The sequence below is a fragment of the Arthrobacter ginsengisoli genome, from assembly GCF_031456935.1.
GTDB lineage: Bacteria > Actinomycetota > Actinomycetes > Actinomycetales > Micrococcaceae > Arthrobacter > Arthrobacter ginsengisoli.
In genome coordinates this window covers 319,100-338,456 of sequence record NZ_JAVDVQ010000001.1, presented here as the reverse complement: position 1 = coordinate 338,456, position 19,357 = coordinate 319,100, and the positions used below count along the sequence as shown (strand labels likewise).

General features: G+C 65.8%; 14 protein-coding genes and 1 pseudogene. 6 read left to right on the top strand and 9 right to left on the bottom strand.

Annotated features, from left to right (window positions below; all coding sequences use genetic code 11):
- Position 1: 1 nt before the first annotated feature.
- Positions 2-1,063: an SPFH domain-containing protein gene (locus J2X01_RS01550; protein WP_310049924.1), complete on the bottom strand. Its 1,062-nt coding sequence runs from the start codon at positions 1,061-1,063 to the stop codon at positions 2-4.
- Positions 1,064-1,169: 106 nt separating this feature from the next.
- On the opposite strand from J2X01_RS01550, the gene J2X01_RS01545 reads away from it, so the two are divergent.
- The 3 genes from J2X01_RS01545 to J2X01_RS01535 all read left to right on the top strand — a co-directional run bounded on the left by J2X01_RS01545 (position 1,170) and on the right by J2X01_RS01535 (position 6,061).
- Complete coding sequence (locus J2X01_RS01545; RefSeq protein ID WP_310049921.1) at positions 1,170-1,904, top strand: NUDIX hydrolase; 735 nt, start codon at positions 1,170-1,172, stop codon at positions 1,902-1,904.
- 144 nt (positions 1,905-2,048) lie between these two features.
- Positions 2,049-3,575 carry an FAD-dependent oxidoreductase gene (locus tag J2X01_RS01540; RefSeq protein ID WP_310049917.1) on the top strand — a complete coding sequence of 509 codons (1,527 nt, stop codon included), beginning with the start codon at positions 2,049-2,051 and terminating at the stop codon, positions 3,573-3,575.
- Positions 3,576-3,637: 62 nt separating this feature from the next.
- The gene (locus J2X01_RS01535; RefSeq protein ID WP_310049915.1) at positions 3,638-6,061 is read left to right on the top strand and encodes a heavy metal translocating P-type ATPase; all 2,424 of its coding nucleotides are present in this window, start codon (positions 3,638-3,640) and stop codon (positions 6,059-6,061) included.
- A gap of 18 nt (positions 6,062-6,079) precedes the next feature.
- Here the strand turns inward: J2X01_RS01535 and J2X01_RS01530 are convergent, their stop codons facing one another.
- Complete coding sequence (locus tag J2X01_RS01530; RefSeq protein ID WP_374724906.1) at positions 6,080-6,706, bottom strand: peptidase dimerization domain-containing protein; 627 nt, start codon at positions 6,704-6,706, stop codon at positions 6,080-6,082.
- A pseudogene (locus J2X01_RS21980) lies at positions 6,648-7,082 on the bottom strand (M20/M25/M40 family metallo-hydrolase); the annotation flags it as partial. The gene J2X01_RS01530 and the pseudogene J2X01_RS21980, both read right to left, overlap by 59 nt.
- 857 nt (positions 7,083-7,939) lie before the next feature.
- Between J2X01_RS21980 and J2X01_RS01520 the strand changes: the two are divergent.
- From J2X01_RS01520 to J2X01_RS01510, 3 genes are all read left to right on the top strand, one after another.
- Positions 7,940-8,146, top strand: coding sequence for an NrtR DNA-binding winged helix domain-containing protein (locus tag J2X01_RS01520; protein ID WP_374724905.1), 207 nt, complete (start codon positions 7,940-7,942; stop codon positions 8,144-8,146).
- A 149-nt stretch (positions 8,147-8,295) separates the two neighbouring features.
- Positions 8,296-8,967: a hypothetical protein gene (locus J2X01_RS01515; protein WP_310049907.1), complete on the top strand. Its 672-nt coding sequence runs from the start codon at positions 8,296-8,298 to the stop codon at positions 8,965-8,967.
- A gap of 117 nt (positions 8,968-9,084) precedes the next feature.
- Positions 9,085-11,001, top strand: a complete 1,917-nt coding sequence (locus tag J2X01_RS01510; protein ID WP_310050208.1) for an SIR2 family protein — start codon at positions 9,085-9,087, stop codon at positions 10,999-11,001.
- Between the two features lie 107 nt (positions 11,002-11,108).
- On the opposite strand, the gene J2X01_RS01505 is transcribed toward J2X01_RS01510, so the two are convergent.
- The 6 genes from J2X01_RS01505 to J2X01_RS01480 all read right to left on the bottom strand — a co-directional run bounded on the left by J2X01_RS01505 (position 11,109) and on the right by J2X01_RS01480 (position 19,356).
- Positions 11,109-11,399 (bottom strand): hypothetical protein, encoded by a 291-nt coding sequence (locus tag J2X01_RS01505; RefSeq protein WP_310049904.1) that lies wholly within the window; start codon positions 11,397-11,399, stop codon positions 11,109-11,111.
- Between the two features lie 122 nt (positions 11,400-11,521).
- Positions 11,522-12,319 carry an AfsR/SARP family transcriptional regulator gene (locus tag J2X01_RS01500; RefSeq protein WP_310049901.1) on the bottom strand — a complete coding sequence of 266 codons (798 nt, stop codon included), beginning with the start codon at positions 12,317-12,319 and terminating at the stop codon, positions 11,522-11,524.
- Positions 12,320-12,668: 349 nt separating this feature from the next.
- A complete protein-coding gene (locus J2X01_RS01495) occupies positions 12,669-14,384 on the bottom strand; it encodes a hypothetical protein (RefSeq protein ID WP_310049898.1) in 1,716 nt (571 codons plus the stop codon).
- Entirely contained in the window at positions 14,381-15,787 is a 1,407-nt protein-coding gene (locus J2X01_RS01490; RefSeq protein ID WP_310049896.1) for a type 1 periplasmic-binding domain-containing protein, read from the bottom strand. Before J2X01_RS01490 ends, J2X01_RS01495 begins: the two co-directional genes overlap by 4 nt.
- Positions 15,771-17,777, bottom strand: coding sequence for an ATP-binding protein (locus tag J2X01_RS01485; protein WP_310049894.1), 2,007 nt, complete (start codon positions 17,775-17,777; stop codon positions 15,771-15,773). Before J2X01_RS01485 ends, J2X01_RS01490 begins: the two co-directional genes overlap by 17 nt.
- The gene (locus tag J2X01_RS01480) at positions 17,770-19,356 is read right to left on the bottom strand and encodes a hypothetical protein (protein ID WP_310049893.1); all 1,587 of its coding nucleotides are present in this window, start codon (positions 19,354-19,356) and stop codon (positions 17,770-17,772) included. Before J2X01_RS01480 ends, J2X01_RS01485 begins: the two co-directional genes overlap by 8 nt.
- Position 19,357 lies beyond the last annotated feature (1 nt).

Here is a 19,357-nt window from a genome sequence, read left to right as displayed (position 1 = left end):
CCTACTTCCCGACCCGGCCGGCTGTCCCAGCCGTGACAGCGGCCGCTCCGGCGGGAACGGCACCGCCCGCAGGTTCCCGGAGCAGCCCGGCCAGTGCCCCGCTCAGGAGGTCCGGGGTGATGGTGAGATTGCCGATGTTGGGCAGGGAAGCGGCAGCGTCGCGCAGGGCCAGTGCGAGCAGGGTGGCCTGGTCCACGTCCCGGTAGACGTCCATGGTGGCGGCTTCGCGTGCCGCGGCCGCCTCGCCGACGAGCCGGATCTGGTTCGCTTCGGCATCGGCGCTGATGCCCTGGCGTTGGGCCGAAGCATGCGCGTCGATGAGCCCTGCGGCGGCTTTTTCCTCGGCCGCACGCCGTGCATTGGCGCCTTCCTGGCCGACCAGGTGTTCGCGGCGGGTGGCCAGTTCGATCTGGCTCGCCATTTCGTTTTCGGAGATGGTCCGTTCGCGTTCGACGGCGACGGCCCGGCGTTCGTAGACGGCCCGGTCCGCTTCGGCCTGGAGCTGTTCCCGGACCGGCGTCTGCAGTGCCCGTTCGACGTCGGACTCCGGCCGGACCGCCAGGACCTGCACCCCAAGGATCTCGATGCCGGTGGACAGGAGCCGGGTGTCCGCGCGGAGGGCCTCGGCGAGGACGTTGCGGAGCTGGCTGACCCCGCGCTCCAGGGCCTCGGCGAGCGTGGTGGTGGCGATGTGATCGATCGCGTGGCTCTGGCACAGCTGGCCGATGATCGTGGCCACCTGCTCCTTCCCGGTCGCCGGCGCGTCACCGGCCGGCTGCAGGCCGAAGTCGAGCCGGCTGGACACGGACACGGGGTCGATGAAGCGGTAGGTCACGTTCGCCTGGACGCTGACGTCCTGGTGGTCCCGGGTGATGGCGTGGAAGAGCGTGGGAAGTTCCTGGTCATCCACGGGAACCTCGCTGAGCACGGAGTTCGCAGGCCGGAACCAGAAGGCCTGGCCAACTCCCTGGTGCCGGACCGAGCCCTTTTGGAGGTGGACGACATAGCCGGTCGGGCTGCCGAGGAAGTGGCTGATCCAGGGGTAGCGCTTGATGCTGGCCATGGGATGCTCCTAGTCGTTCGATGTTGTCGTCAATTTGACGATAACTGAACCGTAGGACCCTCCCCGATTTATTGTCAAGGTGACGATAAATGCCTACGATGAGTTCATGCCTGAATCCCACCCGGCGCCTGCACGCTTCCCGGTGAGCGTCGACGTCGTCGCCCTTACCGTGTTCGACGACGTCCTGAACGTCCTTCTTGTCACCCGCCTCATTGAACCTTTCCGCGGCAGGCTCGCCCTGCCTGGCGGTTTCGTGCTGCCGGGCGAGGACCTGGTGACTGCGGCTGGCCGCGAACTCGCGGAGGAAACCGGCGTCGAGCACGTCCCTGGCCACTTGGAGCAACTGGGCAGCTACGGCCCGAGGGGACGGGACCCGCGCGGGGATGTGCTCACCGTGGCCCACCTGCTGCTCGCCCCCAACTTTCCCGTCCTGACCGCCGGCAGCGACGCCGAGCACGCGGCCTGGTACCCGGTCAGCACGGTCCTGGATGGCGAAGTGCGGCTCGCCTTCGACCACGAGCGGATCCTTGCCGACGCGGTGGAGCGGGCAAAGTCAAAGCTCGAATACTCGCCGCTGGGGGCAGCCTTTTGCGGCGAGGAGTTCACCGTCGCCCAGCTCCGGGCTGTCTATGAGGCCGTCTGGGGCACACGCCTGGACCCCCGGAATTTCCACCGCAAGGCCACGGGAACGCCCGGTTTTCTGGAGGACACCGGGCGGATGACGACGGGCGAGACCGGCCGCCCCGCTGCGCTTTTCCGGCTGGCCGGGGCAGCCCGTCCGGCCGCGGGCCAGCCCACGCGGTCCGTGCTCAACCCGCCGCTCATGCGGCCGCGTGACTGAGGCCGGGTGGTAGTGATTCCCTCTTGCAGTCCATTCCCGCTGAGGTGTCGTTGCCTAGCGGCTTAGGCGGGTCGCTTGCCAAGCGGTATCGCGGGACAGCACGCTGATCGGAACAGTACGGTGTGTTCGTAGGAAGGCATTGTTATGGGCGATAAGTTGCAGGCGCAGGTCATTTCCCTTTGGGTTGCCACCGCTGGGACCACCGGTTATGCCCCGCTCGACACCGACATCGATGTTGACATCGCGGTGATCGGCGGTGGCGTTGCGGGGCTGACTGCAGCGCTGGCCCTGAAACGTGCTGGCCAGTCGGTTGCGGTAATAGAGGCGGCGCAAGTCGGTTCAGGGGTAACCGGGCACACGACCGGCAAGGTAACCTCCCTGCATCGTTTGGTGTACTCCGAGCTTGCAGGGCGCCACGGCGCTGACACGGCGCGCAGCTACGGGCAAGCGAACCAGGCGGCCGTCGAGCACATCGCGCGCGTCGTCTCGGACGAGGGCATCGACTGCGGTTTCCGCCGCGTACCCAATTTCACTTACGCTGAAACCGACGAGGCCGTGAGCCTCGTCCGGGACGAGGCCGCTTTGGCCGCCAGGCTCGGCCTTCCTTCCGTCTATACCCCCGATGTGCCGCTGCCGTTCCCGGTCAAGGGAGCAGTTCGCTTTGATAATCAGGCGCAGCTCCACGCTGTGAGATACCTCCAAGGCCTTGCGCGCGCGGTCGATGGCGCGGGCAGCTTTGTGTTCGAGCGGTCGCGGGCACTCGCGCTCCGGGACGGCTCGCCGGTTGTCGTGGAGACGGAGCGTGGATCCATCCGTGCGCGGGATGCAATTGTGGCCACGAATGTGCCCTTCGGCGACAAGGGTAGCTTTGCTGCGCTGTGTATCCTGCATCGCTCCTACCTCATCGCCAGCCGAGCGGGTTCCGCGCCGCTGGAAGGGACCTTTATCAGCGTTGAGGAGCCGATGCGCTCGATTCTGGCCGTTGACGTCGATGGCGCCAGTTACGTGCTCGCCGGCGGCGAAGGCCACCGAGCAGAGGACTCCGGCGACACGGCGGAGCGTTATCGCCGGCTGGCCGCTTTCAGCCGTGACCGTCTCGGCACCCGTGAGCCCGTATTCCGCTGGTCCACCCAGGATGGCATCCCCGTAGACGGCCTGCCGTATGTAGGCCTTATGTCCTCCGACTCCACCCACATCCATGTGATCACAGGTTTGAGGAAGTGGGGCTTGACTAACGGCACTGCCGCGGCCCTGATCCTCGCCGACACTTTGTGCGGCCGGGGAAACCCGTGGGCGCGTGTGTTCGACAGCACGCGGGCTGCCCGGGCGGAGGGCGGCTCGCCTGCTGGCCACAGCGTTCCGATTCCGCCCGGGCCACAGCAGGCAGCGCCGGATCAGGAAGACACGGATGCGCCCATGGTTCCTGCCCCGGGGGAGGGGGCGGTCATCGAACGCAAAGGCGAAAAGGTCGCCGTCTACGCTGATCCGGCCGGTAATTTAAGTGCGGTCTCGGCGATCTGCACGCATTTGGGCTGCACTGTCGAATTCAATGTCGCCGACGTGACCTGGGACTGCCCCTGCCATGGCTCGAGGTTTGCCACCGACGGTACGGTAATTCAGGGTCCTGCCAGCACCGACCTCGCCTCACGGCCGTCACCCTTCAAACGATGATCTTCAACGACGTCGGGCGGAAGGTCGGCCCGTCCGGCAGCAGCTGAGCCGAAGGAGGAGCAATGACCCCGCTTCTGAAACGCACCGTCGTGGAGGTCCGCGGCCTGCACTGGGCCAGCTCAAAGGCGGTCGTGGAACACGTCCTGCGGCAGCGCCCCGGAGTGGCGGAGGTGGACGCGAACCCGGTCGGCCAGACTGCGACCGTGAGCTTTGACCCGTCCGTGACCTCCGTGGAGCAGATCTCCGGGTGGATACGGGACTGCGGATACCACTGCCGGGGTGAATCGGTCCCTGACCACGTCTGTTACCCGATGGATGAACCAGGGCGCACCCCCGCGGCGAGGCATGATGCCCAACCTCCGGCGGACAGCCGGGCCGGCCACGGCCCGGGCCCGCACGGTGCGATGACCCGGACCCCGCAGGAGATGATGGGCCACGGCGGACACCACGGCGGAATGTCGATGGATGACATGGTCAAGGACATGCGCAACCGGTTCCTGGTCGCGGCAATCCTGTCAGTGGGCGTGACGCTGTGGTCCCCGATGGGCCGGGACATGCTCGGCTTCACCGCGCCGACGCCGTTCGGGCTACGTGACGACGTCATGGCCCTGATCCTGTCCCTTCCAGTCATCTTCTACTCGGCCTGGATCTTCTTCGACGGTGCGTACCGGGCGCTGAAGGCCCGCACGCTGGACATGATGGTCCTGGTCGCTATCGCCGTGGGCACCGGATGGCTTTACAGCGTCTGGGTCACCTTCACCGGCGGCGGTGAAGTGTTCTACGAAGCCGCCACGGTCCTGACCTCCTTTGTGCTTTTGGGCCACTGGTTCGAGATGCGCGCACGGGGCGGGGCGAACGAGGCCATCCGCACGCTGCTCGAGCTGGCCCCGCCGGTCGCCGTCGTCATCCGCGACGGCGACACCGTCGAGATCCCCACCTCCGAAGTCCAGGCCGGGGACCTGCTGCTGGTACGGCCGGGATCCAAAATCCCTGTGGACGGCGAAGTTGAGGGCGGCCAGTCGGAGGTCGATGAGTCCATGGTCACGGGAGAGAGCCTTCCGGTGACCAAGTCCATCGGCTCGGAAGTCATCGGTGCCTCCATTAACACCACCGGTACGATGCGGGTCCGGGCCACCAAGGTCGGAGCCGACACGGCCCTTGCGCAGATCGTTGCCCTCGTCCAGGAGGCCCAGAACTCCAAGGCACCTGGCCAGCGGCTGGCAGATCGGGCCGCGTTCTGGCTGGTCCTGGTCGCCCTGATCGGTGGAAGCCTGACGTTCGCGGTCTGGCTCGCCCTCGGCGCCGGAGTCCAGACGGCCCTGCTGTTCGCGATCACCGTTGTCGTAATCACCTGCCCCGACGCGTTGGGGCTTGCCACGCCGACGGCGATCATGGTGGGCACAGGCCTTGGCGCCAAACGGGGCGTCCTGTTCAAGAACGCCACAGCCCTGGAGGTCGCCGCCCGGATCGACACCGTCGTGATGGACAAAACCGGCACCCTGACCAAGGGCGAACCGGAAGTGACCGTCGTCGTCGTCGAGGTCATCGGCCACAGCGAACTCCTGGCCCTGGTCGCCGCGGTGGAACAGGAATCCGAACACCCGCTTGCTGCGGCCGTGGTCCGGTACGCTCGCGGACGTGGTGCACCCGTCCTGGCTGCCTCGGATTTCCTCAACATTCCCGGTCACGGGGCCGGCGCTGCCGTGGACGGGCGCCGGGTGCTGGTCGGCAACCGCAGACTTATGGCCAACGAAGGCATTGACCTGGGCCCTCTGTCCGCGGTCCGCGATGAGCTCGCCGACACCGGACGGACCGCCGTGCTCGTCGCCGTCGACGGCAAGGCCGCGGCGGTCATCGCCTTGGCGGACGCCGCGAGGGAAACCGCCGCCGCCGCCGTCGCGGCCCTGCACGAAGCCGGGATCGAGGTCGTCATGCTCACCGGGGACAACGAAGCCACCGCGCGGAGGATCGCCGGGCAGTTGGGCATCGACACCGTCATCGCCGAGGTTCTGCCAGGAGACAAATCGGCCAAGGTAGCCCAGCTTCAACAGGCGGGGAAGAAAGTCGCCATGGTCGGCGACGGCGTCAACGACGCCCCGGCGCTGGCCCAGGCCGACCTCGGCATCGCGATCGGCGCGGGCACCGATGTGGCCATCGAAACGGCCGACGTCGTGCTGATGCGCTCGGACCCGCTGGATGTGCCGATCGCCCTGCGGATCGGCAAAGGCACCTTGCGGAAGATGCGCCAGAACCTGGGCTGGGCCGTGGGGTACAACGCGATAGCGCTGCCCATCGCCGCAGGCGTCTTCGCCTTCGCGGGCGTTGTTCTCAGCCCGGAGATCGCGGCCCTTTCGATGTCCGGGTCCAGCTTCCTGGTCGCCGCCAACGCCCTGCTGCTCAAGAGGCTCAGGCTGCCCCGGCCGGAAACACCAGAAGCCGCCACCGCGCATGCTGACCGGCCGCTGGCCCCGGCAGGGAACCGCTAGAGGGCGGAACAGCAGTGCTCATAACGAGGCTCCCTTGGCGAGGTAAGACAGTGCCGCAACGACCTGGGCTTGGACGCCCATGGACAGCGTCGGGTTGATCACGGGGGCGAAGGCGGGGGAGTGGTTGCCCGGGATGTCCTGGAAAGCAGTCCCCTTGGCGACGGCCGCCCGGTACGTATCCGGTTCGGCCCCGCCCAGGAGCCAGAACGTGTACGGCACACCGAAGGCGTCCGGAATGCGGCTGAAGTCCTCCGACGCCGTCTGCGGTGTGGCACGGCTTACGGCCTCCGCCCCGAAGTGCGCGGTGAAGGCGTTGGTGACCTGAGCTGTCACAGCTTCATCATTGCGGGTCAGTGGGAACTGGTCGTAGAACTCGAAATCGGGTTCCTGCACAGATCCGGCCGTGGCGCACTCGCCCCGCACGATCCGCTCGATCGCCGCGAGCGCCCTGGCCCGCACCTGGTTGTCGTAGCTGCGGATGTTCAGCAGGAGCGTGGCGCGGTCCGGGATGATGTTCGACGTCGCGCCGGCGTTCAGCGCGCCCACGGTCACGACGGCGAAGTCGCCCGGCTTTGTCTCGCGCGACACGATGGTCTGCAACCGGAGCACAATCGAGGAGGCCAGCACCACCGGGTCGACGGACATGTGCGGCATCGAGCCGTGCGCACCCTTCCCGTGCACGGATTTTGAGCGAATCTCCGGCGGACAGGACCGGACCCGGGGTGGTGGCCAGTGTCCCCGCCGCGAAGGGCATAACGTGCTGGGCCAGCGCGACGTCGGGCCGCGGCACCATGGTGACCAGGCCGTCGTCGACCATTGCCTTGGACCCCGCGCCCACTTCCTCCGCCGGCTGGAACAGCGCGATGTAGGTCCCTGCCCAGGCGGCACGGCCGTCCGCCATGAGCTTCGCGGCACCGAGCAGCGCACTGACATGCACGTCGTGACCGCACGCATGCATGACGCCGGCCACTTCCGATGAATATGGCAGGCCCGTCGCCTCGGTGACAGGCAGCCCGTCCATGTCGGCGCGGGCAAGGACGGCTGGGCCGGCTCCGTTGGCGAGGACGCCGACGACGCCGGTGCCGCCGACGCGGGTGATGGTATAGCCGAAGGCAGCGAGCTTCTCCTCGACGAGCTTCGAGGTCGCATGTTCCTCGCGGCTCAGCTCGGGATGCCGGTGCAGCTCGGTGTACGTTTCGCGGATCCAGCCGAGTTCGGAATCCAGGCCGGCCAGGACGGTGTCGGAACTGCTCATGTGTGTCTCGCTCTCGGAAGTCCGGCGCCTGCCCGTGCGGGCGCAGCTGCAACTTCGGTCGCACCAGCGCCCGGCGATTCATCCCGAGTGGCAGGACATCGCTGTTGGCTACCATCTGGCGGCTACGCCGGACGGCAGCCAGTGGTGGGAAGTCGTGGGGGTTCGAACTGAAGGGCGGGGCAGGCGGGCGCCCCCAAGTGGTCGTCAGCGGGTACTGGTCACTCCGGCCGAATGGCTGCAGCCCGTTCTGCGTATGTTGTCGCTGGAGCCCGCCCACTGCGTCATGCAGACCCAGTCGGTTCTCGAATCTCAAACGCCGGGCCGAGTCCCTAAGGCGCCTGAGCGGCTGCGGAACCGGTTTCGTACGCTTCGGGCCTCGTCGCGTAGCGCCTCAACGTCGGCCAACTCACCGGTGTCGCAGTGACGACCCGGACACCGCGATCCCTCCCGCGTGCAGCCGCTCGACGGGTGCCGCGCGTCCGGGTTGAACCGGCATGGTGATCACGTCAGCCGTGACGACCGTCGCGGGCATTCCCAGGTTTACTGAATTGCGGGCGCACGCTGGGGTGAGTAGGCAGGCGACGAGCGCCCGGCCGCCCGGTACCCGGTGGGCCGTGTCCTGGATGGCGAATTGGGCCGCCGACGCCTTGGAGCGGGCGAGGTCAAAGCTCGAATACTCGATGCTGCGGGCAGCCTTTGGCGGCGAGGAGTTCACCGTCGCCCAGCTCCGGGCTGTCTATGAGGCCGTCTGGGGCACATGCCTGCACCGCCGGAGTTTCCACCGCAAGGCCACAGGAACGCCCGGTGAACTGGAAGACACAGGCGGATGACAAATGGGGACAGAACTCGATGGATGGTGCATCGGGAGCCCGCTCTGAATCCTTCGCGGTAACGACGCAATAACGCGTGCCGCCATAGCCTTGGTGACGAGTATTGAAAAGCGGAAGTCGCGGTCGCGCAGTCCCCGGCAGAATCCAGGGTGGCAGCCGTCGACGAGAAAGGCTGCAACATGGTCCGCGCCACGACGCCCCCACTGGAAGATTCGTTGCCTGTTGAGCGTCATGGCCGGATGTATGGTGTTTCTATTTTACCTATCATTTCGCCTGTCCCGATTTCAGCTGACTCCTCCGTATCGCGTGAAGTGCTTCGCATGACATTAACCGAAGCCTCCGCAAGCTGGCGAATGCTTACTGAAGTCCGCTTTAAGCTGTTGGCTCTCCTGCCGACGATTTCCGCGCTCGCCCTATTCGCCATCGTGTCACCGGCTGGAGCCCTTGCCGATGCGAACACACCTGTCCGTGTCGCAGCAGCCGGATTTGGATTTTTCATCACGCTGGGAATTTGGATTTACGATCGCCGGAACGATGAGTTGTATAACGAGTTGATAAGCCGTGCACGACGTGCGGAGTTTGAGCTCGGCATCGATACTGGGGTTTTTCGTGGACGGCCAAAGCCGCGTGCGATTAGGAAAGGGAATATCCAAGTCCACGTGCGACTGGTGCCCCTGGCCAAACGGCTAAAACTAATTAAAAGTCCCAAGGACCCTATCTCAGTCATCAATCACGGAATAGCAGTTCAGATTATCTACGGTTCGGTCCTTGCGGCTTGGGTCCTGGCAGGCGTGTCCGCAGCATTCGGCTGGGTTCCCTGACCGACGGTCGAAATCCGAACCGAGGACCGCACGACATCTCCCAGTGGGTCAGACAGTTTGCTCGACAGGAACGCGCTCCGCGCCTGTCCCGCATAACTCTAATAATTGAGGTGCGTGATGGAGATCCTGCCGGAAGTTCGCTCGGCCTACGGGCGCGGGCGGCTGGTCCCGTTCTTAGGTGCCGGGATGAGCCGACGGGTGTGCCGTGACTGGCTTGGGATGATCCAGGCTTTGGAGGCGTCGGCGGGCATTGTTGCCGCCGCGGAGGATGGTCCAAGGGCTCACTCGACCGAGCTTGACTACATCCGCCGGGCCGCGCAGGCACTGGACCGGCTCCGACTGGGCAGTAGCGAGATAGTAGTGGAAAGCATCCGCAAGGCTCTACTGGAGAACGGCCCGGCTGAGCCCCCTCCGCAGACTCGCGCCCTGGCCTCGTTGTACTGGCCTCTGGTGGTCAGCACTAACTACGACGATCTGTACGCCGCGGCCGTGCACCAAGTGGCGTTGGCCGAGCGCTGGGCACTTAAGTCGCCCGACGCGGAGCGCCGGGCGCCGATTGTCCAGATCGCGGGACGGTCCTCCATCGACTGCCACCGCGTCCTGTCCGCACTCAGCCACCCGGCACCGAGGCTCCTCTGGGCACTGCAAGGGTATCTCGGTGGACAGGCCCTGTTACACACCCCGGAAGGGTCTGTTTTGAGCTACCGGGAGTGGGTACGACGAAACGCCATAGGCATGACGGAAGAGCATGGACCTCACGGCGACTTGCGGCGTCAGATCGTCGTCGGACATGCCGACTACCGCCGCGTTGCACTTCGCTCTGAGGGATTTCGTCGGGCCTTTGCGGAAGTGTTCCGAAGCCGTTCGTTCCTGTTCTTGGGCAGCGGACTGAGCGAGACCTACTTCTTGGACCTTTTTAGCCAGATCATCGAATTCTACGGACCGGGGACTTACCCACATTTCGCGGTGTGCTCTAAAGGCAGGGTGGACGTCGATTTCCTGCGGCACAACTTCGGCATTTGGGTCCTAGAGATGTCGCACGAAGACCTTCCCGAGTTCATCACGAGCATCAAACCGCAGCCAAGGCAGCCACGCCTGCTCGGGATCGGCCACGCCGTCGGCGCGTCTCCAGACGAACGTCTCGGCATTACGACGTCCGAGCTGCCGGCCGCGATCCCACCGTCGACATGCGTGATTCTCAGCGGCGGCGGCTCCGGGGCTGTCCCGCGACTTAGCGATCGTTCGAACGCCTTTCTTCATCGAGCCGGCCTCAGCGGTGAACTCCTCAAGAAAGTTCCGGGAAAGCAGCTCCTGTGGCGTCTTCCCCCCACATCGGGGCCGCTTGTTCTCGTCGCGCGCGCCCGTGTCGACCCTGACTCGCAACTCGGCCGGGAGTTGCGACCGATCGCGCCGTCAGCGCCCCGCGAACTCCGAACATCGGTGAAGCCGGGGCGTCTCTGGCGAGACGTCCGTTTGACACCGTTCGTCCTGCGGGAGGCGCTGAATTTCGCGCTTGAGGACAACCGAAGCAGGGCCGTCTCGACTCTGCTCGCATCTGGAGCGCTGCGCACCTTCCCAACGTCGTATTCCTTGGTCGAGATGATCCGCGCGTGGGCCACGTTCCCTGGCCGCGACCGGATCGCGCTGACGATTCACGCGGGTGACGAGGTAGCAGCGCACGATCTGGTTGCTGGCCGAATCGACGTCCCGCGACTCTTGTCCACGGACCATGGCCGCGGAACCATCGAGTTCTGGCTGGAGATTGCAGAGTGCGACGGAAATATCACGAGGCTGCTGACACTCAAGGACCCCACCTTGCCGCTCCGTCCGCTCCTCGAACTTCACGGGATCGCAGGTAACCGATGGAAGGTGGACGTTGAGCCTTGGCCCTGTCTGGGCTGGGCACCCTGGACGCTCGAGGACGTTGAAGTCTGGGAGCACGTCGTTGGAGTTCAGCTCTCTCTTGAACGCATCGGAGTGCTGCATGGGTCGACTTTGCGCCTCGTTGAATGCTCCCCGCAAGTTCCGCGATGACTTAAATCATGTACCAGTGGGCTTTGTCTTAGTCCTTCTCGTGGCTATAGCTCTCTTCAAGTACAAGGCCCGGGAGATCTCGGTGATCACACTTTGGCGTCCGGTACTCAGTCTTGACCAGTGCTGCCCAGGGCTCTGCTGCCGTCTTCCTTCAAGTTGCTTTTGTGCTTTTGATCGAGACAGTGCGCCGTCTGGTTCAGATGCCAGCAGAACTGCTCTGCATGCGGCTGCGAAGGCTGATTCTCCTCCGTTGCCTTCTCGACGTTGGTGTAGGCGATCCGCATTTCGGACAGGTGGTAGGACAGCTCCGGTTTCAGACTTAGCACGAAATCAGTGTTGTCTATGGGGTGCCCGACGATCTCTTCATGGAGGCCGGTCGAGCGAGATGGGTATGCCATGGTCCATTAGAGCCGCCGCAAAGGGGCTGCCTCTGCACGTCTAGAAGATCCTTGGCCGTATCACATCCGAGTTCCAATGAAATTGTCCTCCAACGTGCTTCCTGGCATTGACGTCCGTTTGTTCAGATGGCGACCTGTGGATCGGGCTGGCGTGCCACGTATACGTGGGAGGGTCGGTGATCCCCCCGCCCGCTGGCCACTTTCGGATAAATCAGCTCTGCCAGAGCACTTGTGGGTTCGACTCCCAGTTCGCTGCGGGTCAATTTCCGGTAGGCCGTGAAGACTCGATGGGCCTCCACCCAATTGCCTTCGGCAAGGTGGACCTCAATGAGGGCCCGCTGGGCGCTTTCACGCAGAGGTTCAATATCCACGGCATAGAGCGCCGCTTCCACGGCATCGGCCAGTGCCCCCAGATGGACCAGTCTGTGGCTGAGCGCCTCCAGGGCGTGGAGCACTCTTTGGCGCAGTCTCTCGCGCTCCAGAATGATCCAGTCGTCGTACCAGCCGGGCAGCAGATTCAGCGCCTCGACGCCGTGCCTGATGAACTTGAAATCGTCGGGCCCGGGGTCATCCAGGAGCAGCCGGTCAGCCCATGCGCTGACCTCCTGGACGTCGACGCGGATGCCTTCGTACAACGTCACCGCCCATTTGTCGGTGGTGAAGAGGTCGATTCCCGCCTTCTTCAGTCTCCAGAGCGCCGAACGGAGGTTGCCCTGCGCGCGGCACTCATCACAGAACGGCCAAAGGGTTCCAGCGATGTGCCGTCGTTCGACCCTGCCGTGCTGGAGGGCTACGAAGGCGATGAGCCGCTTGCTGCCTTCCGGAATTTCCAACCTCTGGCCGTCGAGTTCGACATAAGGTCCGGCGAAGAGTCGGATGGTAGCCCCGCGGCCGGCAGACCCTACGCTGTGCGAACTCATTTCCGCCCTCCCCGGCCCAAGTGCTCCCAGGTGTATGACACTAAATGTTGCAGCGTCACTGAGGCGTTACCGGGGCCGGCGTCCGGGGTAGTGGCCGGCCGCTCCCCTTGATCGGAGTGGCCCCAAGGGTACTGGCGCAGGAATTCATCCACCGTCTGCAGCGCGTCTTCTATCCGTAGGCAGGTTTGCACGCGGGGGACTGCATCGGAGCGGAGGTGGCGGTCCAGCCGGGATTGGATGGTGACGGTGACTACGGTGTGCTCGCGAAAGGGCTGCACGCGAATGATGCAGACACCGACGCCTGGCCAATCACCAGACTCGCCGGATATTTTCGGTGCTCCTTGGTCCGTCACGGCGTGGCGCCTTTGATCAGAATGGCCAGGACTGGATCCTCGGCAGCAGCTGACAGTTTGGCAATGGCAGGAAGGTCCGGCAGGAGTGAGGCAGCCCGCGCCTTCATCACGTCGACGTCATTCGGATCCGCCGTGAGACCAATGACGGCAATAGGTGTTGTGCCTTTGAGTACGGACATGACCTTCTCGGTGGCCTCGTCAGGCCCTAGGCCGATTAGTGCGTCGGACCGCTCGTGGTAGGAGAAGGCAGCCCTTTCGGTCCAGATATGCGACCATTCCTTCGCCAGCCTCGTGGCTGTTGCTTCAAGATCGCCCTCAAACCAGGTTTGGGACTTTACGAAGCAGACGCCCACCTTCTGTCCGGAATCTTCGGGGGAGTCGCCGTCGCCACGCTCCGGGGCTTCGGTCGCGGTCCGGCGGCGGCGTACAAAGGCGAGCCAGCCGTATGTTTCTGTCCTGACCGCGTCCAGATCTGCCTCGACCGAGGGGATGTAGACGTCGATCAGCGCCTGATTTTCTGTTCGGGGGTTCAACGGAATCCGGTCCAGATGCTGGGCCTCAGCCACTGCTGACAGCGCGGCGTCGGCGCTCGAACGGATCAGTCTCAGTCCGACCTTGCCGCCGAAGAAGGCGGTTAGGGACTGCAGTGACCGTCCTTCCTGGCCCGGGTCCGCGATGAATCCGGCGGGCGGCAGTTCCGTGAAACCTGCTTCGTCCAGTGTCGAGGCCGGGCCCTCCCTGAGCCCTGCAAGATACCCCGAGAGCAGATGCTCTGCCCGTTCTTCGCCGAGCCGCCGGATGGTTTCGCCGATTACCTCGACCGCCCGCTTGATGGAGACCTCGTCGGTGTGGCTGGACTCCAGTGAGGTCTCGGCCAATTGTGCCTGGAACTGGAGGATCTGGGCCATGAAGGTGTTCCACGGCCGCATTCCCAGACGTGAAAGCAGCGCCCGGGACGACACCGCGCCATCGATATCCCGCCGCGCGGCCCAGACATCAAGAACCCACTCATTGCCCACCTTCACTAGCAGCGCCAGTGGGACGCCTTTGGCGTCCGGTTTGGCCGGTAACCCCTGTGCCCATGACCGGGTCAGCAGCGGCGATACCCTTCCGGTGCTGTCCCGGGGGGTCAGCCATGGCTCCAACAGCCTGCGTTCGCGTTCGAAATAGTGGGAGGCGAGCCGGCTCCGGGCCGAATCCGTGTCAAGGTCGTCCAAACCCGGGAAAGTCTCCGCACGCAGGCGGAAAAGTACTGTGTCCTGCTGCCAGGGCTGGATGGTGGCGCCGGGGCAGGAATCCTGGCAGATATTGCCGTAGCTGGGTTCACTGCCTTCGTAGAGCTGCGCCCCGGGTTCGGCCTCGAGTATCCAGTAGGAAGTGCCATCGTTGTTCAACTGCTCCAGGTCAAGAGTTGCCGCCTCGATGGACTGTAACGCGAAGCCTTGGGGATGGATGGCCAGGCCCGGCCCTACTTCCAGGGAGTCCGGCAACAGCCGGAGCGGAAAACCCCAGACGACGCCGGTCCCCGCCGCCATTCCCGCGGACAGCGCGAGGGACCGGGCGTACTCCTGGATGGCTTCAAGGTGTGCGGCGCGCAGGAACAGCCCGTCCGCGGCATGGAGGCCCCTGGCTGCTGCCCTCACGGTGCTGTGGGGCATGGCTTCCGCGTCCTTCCTGGCGGGGACACTACTTGCGGCCATCTTGGCGTTCATGACGCCGCCTCCTTCAGTCGAAGCTGATCAATATTTGGAAAAGTCAGGACGGCATCGAGGCCTTCGTGCGACGGGCCGGTGCGGCGGCCGGAGACGCCGGCCAACGGCACCGCAGGGTCGGAGCCGTAGACGGGCGTAGGCCCTGTTCCTTTGATGACAAGGCGGATGATGGCGTCGTCGGGGAGGGACCGGACAAGTTCCGCAATGATGGCCGGGCCTTCCGCGTCGTCGTATATGACGTTGGCCGTGTCCTCTTCCACCCACCCGCGCTCACCCAGGGTGCTGACCAGGACCGCGCGCCGCTGCACGGATCTGCGATGCAGGGGTTTCGTCACAGGGATGGTGAGGGTCCGCCCGTCCGGGCCGGCAGCTACCTTGTCGCCGATGACCTGTGGTGCTTCGCCGATCGCCGAACCGGGCAGGTGCAAAAGCGCCGGGGCTTCCCCGCAGGTCAGCTCCTGGATGACCGACGACGGCAGAAGAGTGTTCCGGTGATCGTACGAGATCTGCAGCCTGAGAATCTCCGTTTGGCCCCCGCTGTCCCGGACCTCGATCTCTATGCCGGCCAAAACGACTGCGTCGTCGTCGGAAATGGGGAAGAGCCCGAAGTGGTCCAGGCACTCTCCGCAGGGCTGCCCTGTCGTGCCGTCAGCACCGGTCCCGCAGTCATCGGGAGGGCCCAGGGTGTCGAGCGTGGCCATTCTACGGAACTGGTCGCGCAGAGCCCTGGCCCGATTTGCCGGCTCCGCAGCGGTAACCTCCCGCCGGGCGTGACGCGCGTCCTTGGTTGCCTCCGCGACCGCGGGGTCACCTTCGGTAAGGGGGAGCAATCCCAGCAGCATCCGGACGCGTGGGAACTGCAGTGTTGAGGCGGGGCACGGACCGGGCCTGAGCTCAAGGCGGCAAGTCTCCAGAATCCTGGAGTACTCATCATGACGTCGGGTCACATCGCAAGGGTCCACGAGAGTCGGAACAGGATCCGTCATGCAGGCCTCAAAGCAGGCGTAAACACCGGCGTGAACGGTCCGTGTATCACCGGTCGCGCTGCTTCCGTTGTCAGCGTCCAGCAGGTCCTCAAGATCCAGGCAATGGCTGGTTTTCAGCAGAAGCTCGTGGCCGCGCCCGTCAACGGCCAGTCCAGGATCGACTTGCAACTTCCGGCCCGGGGCCCGGCGCATCCGGAATCCCCGCATGACGCCCATTCCGTGTAGGTGGGCGTTGTGCAGCATCATTTTGCCCCGGGGATTGCCGCCCATGACCTGGAAGTCCTTGTCGGTGAGCAGCATTCCGTAGGCCGCGTTGAGGGCGGTAAAAGGATCGGCGGGAATGTTCCCTTGATTGTCGTCGTCCGACGGAAGGTCCGGCCCGTGCTTCCTGGCGGACGGTTCATTCATGATGGTCATGGTCTCTCCTCGGAGGTGATCCCGGGAACGGAAGGGCTGCCTTGGAATACTCGCGTCGGACGGCATCGAGCACGTGCTGCTGCTGAACTGACGAGCCGCGGCCTGCCGCCACAAACGACGCGCCAATCGCGGCGTTGCGGATCCATCCACCAGGGACGGGGTAGAGCCGTGCCAAGGCATCGATATCGACGTCGGGCGCAAGGTGCCCGGCTGGCAGGTGGATGCTCCAGAGGTCCTCTCTGCCGCGCAAGTCCGGGAGCGGAAAGTCCACGACGAAGTCCATCCGGCGAACAAAGGCGGCATCGATGTTGTGCCGCAGATTGGTTGCCAGGATGACGAGTCCATCGAACTGGTCCAGCCGCTGCAGCAGGTAGGACGTTTCGAGGTTCGCGTGCCGGTCGTGGGCATCCGAAACGTCGGTCCGTTTCGCGAACAGCGCGTCCGCCTCGTCCAGCAGCAGGACGGCCTGCGTCCGTTCGGCGACATCGAAAGCTGCCGCCAGGTTTTTCTCGGTTTCGCCGATCCATTTGGAGACCACCTGGGAGACATCGACAAGGAGCAAATCAGTGCCGGCAGCCGTGGCCATCGCCTCCGCGGCCAAGGTCTTGCCGGTGCCCGGCGGGCCGGTGAACAGCAGACGGGTGCCACGGGCCGCGCGTGCGCTGTCCCGCATTCCCCAGTCGTCCAGGACCATGGACTGCAACTCCAGCCGGGCAACCGCGTCCCGCAACTGCCAGGCAGCCTCGGCAGGGACCACCAGACGGGTCCACGGCACATTGGGTTCCGTGAGCCGGATTCCCGCCGGCAGCGTGACGCCGGACCGGGCCCGGATCAAATGGGGCACGGCACCGGACTCGACGTCGGCACCGTCCAATATCGCTTGGTCCCGTGCGTCCACGCCGATTTGCGCGGCCAGGGACGGGTCGACCGGATGACGGGCGGCAAGCTGGGCCGCGTCGGCAGCCAAATGGGGGAGAGCCGCGCTCCACGCGCGGCGGCGGTCCGCCTTCGCCACTCCGGTGGACGGCACGGGGAGGATGGGCCGCCGGGGATCGGCCACCAGCCCATTGCCCGCCGGGCATAGTATGACCGGACCGGAGTAACCGGCCAGCGTGAGATCGAATTGCGAGTGAGCCTGCGCGACGTTCGCCAAATTCTGCGCGGGCAGCAGGATCGGCACGGCTCCCCGCAGAGCGCAATGGGCCAGTATCAGCCGAAGCACGGCCGGATCGGAGGGGTCGCAGCGTGCGGCAACAACGCGCACCCCTGCGCGGCCGGCCAGCGCACACGCACGCCAGAGCGCTGCCTCGGTGTCCCTTTCCTGGACGACCAGAGACCTCGGCGCCGGGTGCGTCAGGGCCATGACGCAACGGCGGACGACGGGCAGCTCCAGCCAGCCTGACAGTCCGGCGAGAATGCCGGCTGTGTCGGGGAGTGGCACTCGTTCGATAGCGCCGGGCCACGCGTCAGTGCCGTGGAGGGCCTCCCACAGCGACTCACCGAGTCTGACCGGGCGCTCGAAAAAGGCGTCGTCGCCCTGACAGGTCAGGATTCCTGACAAGGCAGCATTGCCGCTGCTCAGGACACGCCGGATGAGGTCCCGGTCGCCGCCGGCGGCGGCGAGGGCGGCCATCCCTGCTGTGGGCCAGGGTGAATCGTAGGCACTCAGGTTTCGGAACGTCCTGGCCAGGCCCTCGTGCTCGTGGGGGAGACCCGCGAGGAGGACCAGTTCGACTTCCAAGTCCGTGAGGGCGAAGGCGCCGGCCAGCCGCTCCAGCGCCGGCACAGGCTGTGGCTTTCCAGCAGCCTCCGGTGCGGCGCAGGTGTATTCGGCCCAGACGCGGAAGAACTGGCCCGGCCGCGTGCTCTCGCCAGCTTCGACTGAGATGTCGTCGAGCATGCCCGCCAGCGCCAGGGCTGTGCGTCCGGCGCGGGCCGAAAGCCCGCCATCCGCTGCGGTGTCCCGTCCGGAGTCCCGCGTGCTATTCATAGTGGTACCTCACAACGCGTCCGAGCCATGGAACCCAGCCGGGATCGAGGTCCAACCCGGCGCGCCGGACGGCGGTGTCCACGGCCCCCATTGGAAAGGTGACCTCAATCCATCCGGATTCGGCGGCAATGTCTGCCCGACGCCAGGCGATCTCCTGCACCAGCTGCCGTGCACCAGCAGTGTCGAGGTTGGGCGATCCCATGGCGGCGGCTGTGGCAGCGTTCAGGCGTCGGGCATACGCGGACAGCAGCCCTGCCTCGGCGGGGCTGGCCGGGTCGTCGTGCGGTTCAGCGCCGCAGAGCGTTTGCACGGCGGAATCAGTGCCAGGAACTCCGCACGATCTCACCAGAATCCCTCTCAGTATCCAGCCGAACCGCCGCCCGGTGAGCAGCGGCTCGTCACAAAGGGGCGCGGGGATGCCGGCCGTGCTGGCGGTGGTAATCAGGAAGAAGAGTCCGCCCCACTCAGTGCGCAGGGCTGTCCCGGAAGCTGGTCCGTTGCCGGTCTGGGGGCTGCTGCTCCGTTCCGGGTGGATTCCTTCGTTCCCTGCGGCAGGGGGCTGAGTCGGCCGGTCGACGTCGGCCCGCCGGGCCGCAGAGGGTCCGGCGGCCAGCCCCGTGAGGCGGCCAGTGGCTGGTTCGGACAGCGCGAGCGCCGCGGCCGACAGCGCCGGCAGCAGCGCGGCGGAGGAAAATGTCGACGGCGACTGCTCGGCAACGCACAGGACTGCCCACGCTGCCGCCGCGGGACCTGGGCGGACTCCGGAGTCCAGGAATGACCGCGCGAGGGATGACCCGCTGATGACCGTCGCCGCGTGCCGCCGCGCGGCTTCCGTTGATGACGTGGCGCCGATGGAGGTTGAGTCGGAGCTTCTTGCTGGCTTCGTGGTCCCAGGCGCTGCCGCGGTTTTGCCGGTGAGGCCGGCGGCTGAGTGCGGGTCCGCTCCACTGTGGGTCATCAGGCCGGTGCCGGGGTCGAATATCCAGCCGGCGAGCGCGCCGCTCCCGCTGGCATCGAACCGGCGGAGGACGGCGGAGCCCAGTTCCTGCCATCCTCGCGTACCCAGGAGCCGGTGCACGGCGGCTGCCCCGACCAGCCGGACCGCCGTGGCAACCACCTCGACGAGGCATTCCGGCCGGGCAGTGAGGGCAGCCGCGGCTGCCGTGCCCGCTCGCCCTGCCTCGGAGTCCGGACCGACGAGGCCAAGTTGCCGCCAGGCCCACGACCGGTCGGAGTTGCCCCGGGCAAGCGAGGACAGCAGGTCCGTCAGCGCGTCGGCGGGTCCGCGGTAGTGGACGGCATCACCGGAGCCGACGGCGGCCGCCGCAGCGAATGCCACGGCGGCGGCCCAGTCGCTCTCCAGGGCGGAATCGGGCCGATCCGGATCCAACGTCAGCTTGAGATCCAGCCGGCGCAGGCACCAGTCGCCGGGCGGCAAGTCGAGTGCGTCTACGGCCGCTTCCAGCCTGACTGAGGTGGCGCCGGCGACAAGCCGGTCCAGGCGCCCTGCCAGCCGGTCGGCGTCTGCGGCGGACACTCGCGCGGTGGCGGTCAGCCGGCCAATAGTCAGCAGCGTCATC